Source organism: Streptosporangium sp. NPDC087985 (assembly GCF_044741965.1).
GTDB lineage: Bacteria > Actinomycetota > Actinomycetes > Streptosporangiales > Streptosporangiaceae > Streptosporangium.
The window spans coordinates 1-2,192 of sequence record NZ_JBIUTQ010000061.1 but is presented as its reverse complement, the minus strand read 5'-3'; the positions used below and the strand labels follow the sequence as shown (position 1 = coordinate 2,192).

The following is a 2,192-nucleotide window of genomic DNA, read 5'->3' as shown; positions in this document are numbered from 1 at the left end:
GACCTCGTCCGACTGCTCCCCGACGGCCTCATCGACTACCTCGGCCGCGTCGACAACCAGGTCAAAATCCGCGGCATCCGCATCGAACTCGGCGAGATCGAGGCCGTCCTGGGCCGCCATCCCGACATCGCCCAGATCGCCGTCCTGGCCAGAGAGGACCAGCCTGGCGACAGACGCCTCGTCGCCTATGTGGTCCCACACCACCCACCGGGCGGAGCCCCCACGGACCCAGACCTCACGGGGCGGGCACGGCGCTTCGCCGAAGACAACCTGCCCGCCTACATGGTCCCCTCCGCCTTCGTCGTGCTGGACGCGCTGCCGCTCAACCACAGCGGCAAGGTCGACCGGCACGCGCTGCCCGCCCCTGAGACCACGACCTCGGGCACGGCGCCGCGCACGCCGGTCGAGAAGGTCCTTTGCGAGCTGTTCACACAGATACTCGCCGTACCCGGGGTCGGAATCGACGACGACTTCTTCGCGCTCGGCGGGCACTCGCTGCTGGCCATGCGGGCGGTGACCGCGATCAGGTCGGCGCTCTCGGTCGAGCTGCAGGTGAGGGAGATCTTCGAGGCCCCCACCGTCGCCGAGCTCGCTGCCAGGGTCGAGACGGCGAAGACCGCCGGCACAGGCCGGATCAGACCTCGCCTCGTCCACGCGGAGAACGCGGATCGGTCGGAGCTCTCCTTCGCCCAGTACCGGGTCTGGCTCGCCGACCAGCTCTGGGAACAGGACGGCCTCCACACTATCCCGCTGGTCCTGCGGCTGTCCGGGCGGCTGGATCGTGTCGCGCTGGAGGCCGCGATCGGGGACGTCGCACGGCGGCACGAGACGTTACGGATGGTCTTCCCCCTGCGAGACGACCAGCCGACACAGCGGGTGCTGGACACCGTTCCCGAGCTGATGGTGGCGGAGGTCGACGGGGCGGGGCTCGACGCGGCGGTGAGGAAGACCGTGCGGCGCGGCTTCGACCTGTCGTCCGACCTGCCGATGCGGGCGCTGCTGTTCGCGTTGCGATCCGACGGCTCGGAAAGATCCGACGGCTCCGGCGAGCACGTACTGCTGCTGGCCTTCCACCACATCGCCATCGACGGATGGTCGCTGGGTCCCCTCAGGCGTGACCTGGCGCTGGCCTACGAGGCCCGGACGCGCGGCGAGGCCCCCGCCTGGGAACCGTTGCCGGTGCTCTATTCGGACTACACCCGCTGGCAGCGCGACATGCTCGGGGACCCGGTGGACCCGGACAGCCTCATGAGCGCGCAGACCGGCTACTGGAGAAAAGCCCTGGCGGGGCTGCCGGACGAGCTGGCGCTGCCCGCCGACAGGCCCAGGCCGGTAGCGGCGGGGCACCGGGGCGAGTCGGTGTCCCTGTGGCTCTCGCCCGAGCTGCACGGACGGCTGCTCACCCTGGCCAGGGGCAACCAGGCCACGCTGTTCATGACCCTGCAGGCCGCGCTGGCGGCGCTGCTGACCCGGCTGGGCGCGGGGACCGATGTGCCGATCGGCGCGCCCGTCGCCGGCCGTACCGACGGAGTGATGGACGATCTGGTCGGTTTCTTCACCAACACGCTGGTGCTGCGCAACGACACCTCGGGCGACCCGAGCTTCCGCGAACTGCTGGCGAGGGTCAGGGAGACGGACCTGGCGGCATACGCGCACCAGGATGTGCCGTTCGAGAATGTCGTGGAGGCGCTCAACCCTCCCAGGGTCTTCGGCCGCCCTCCGCTCTTCCAGGTGATGCTCGCTCTCCTCAACACCCCGGACGGCCAGGGCGAGCTGCCGGGCCTGACGGCGGTTCCGGACCCGGCCTACTCGCTGTACGGCTTCGGCGGCGCGAAGTGCGACCTGTTGTTCGGCCTCACCGAGAACTTCTCCCCCGACGCCACCCCCGCCGGCGTCGACGGAGTGCTGCAGTACGCGACCGACCTGTTCGACCGCGACACGGCGGAGTTGATCGCCACGCGGCTGATAAGGCTGCTGGAGGCCGTGACAGCGGACCCGGACGTCCAGGTGGGGGCGGTGGAACTGCTCGCGCCGGAGGAGCGGTACACGCTGCTGGAGAAGTGGAACGACACCACGGCCCCGACGCCCCCGGGCAACCTGGCTCAGCTGTTCGAGGCGCGGGTGGCAGCGGCTCCGGACGCCGAGGCGGTGGTCTGCGGCGGGATCAGCCTGTCGGCGGCGGAACTGAACGG

General features: G+C 70.6%; 1 protein-coding gene. It reads left to right on the top strand.

Features of this window, described 5'->3' with window-relative positions:
• Positions 1 to 2,192, top strand: a 2,192-nt coding sequence (locus ACIN94_RS32760; protein ID WP_400714916.1) for a condensation domain-containing protein, incomplete at both ends; no start/stop codon positions are given.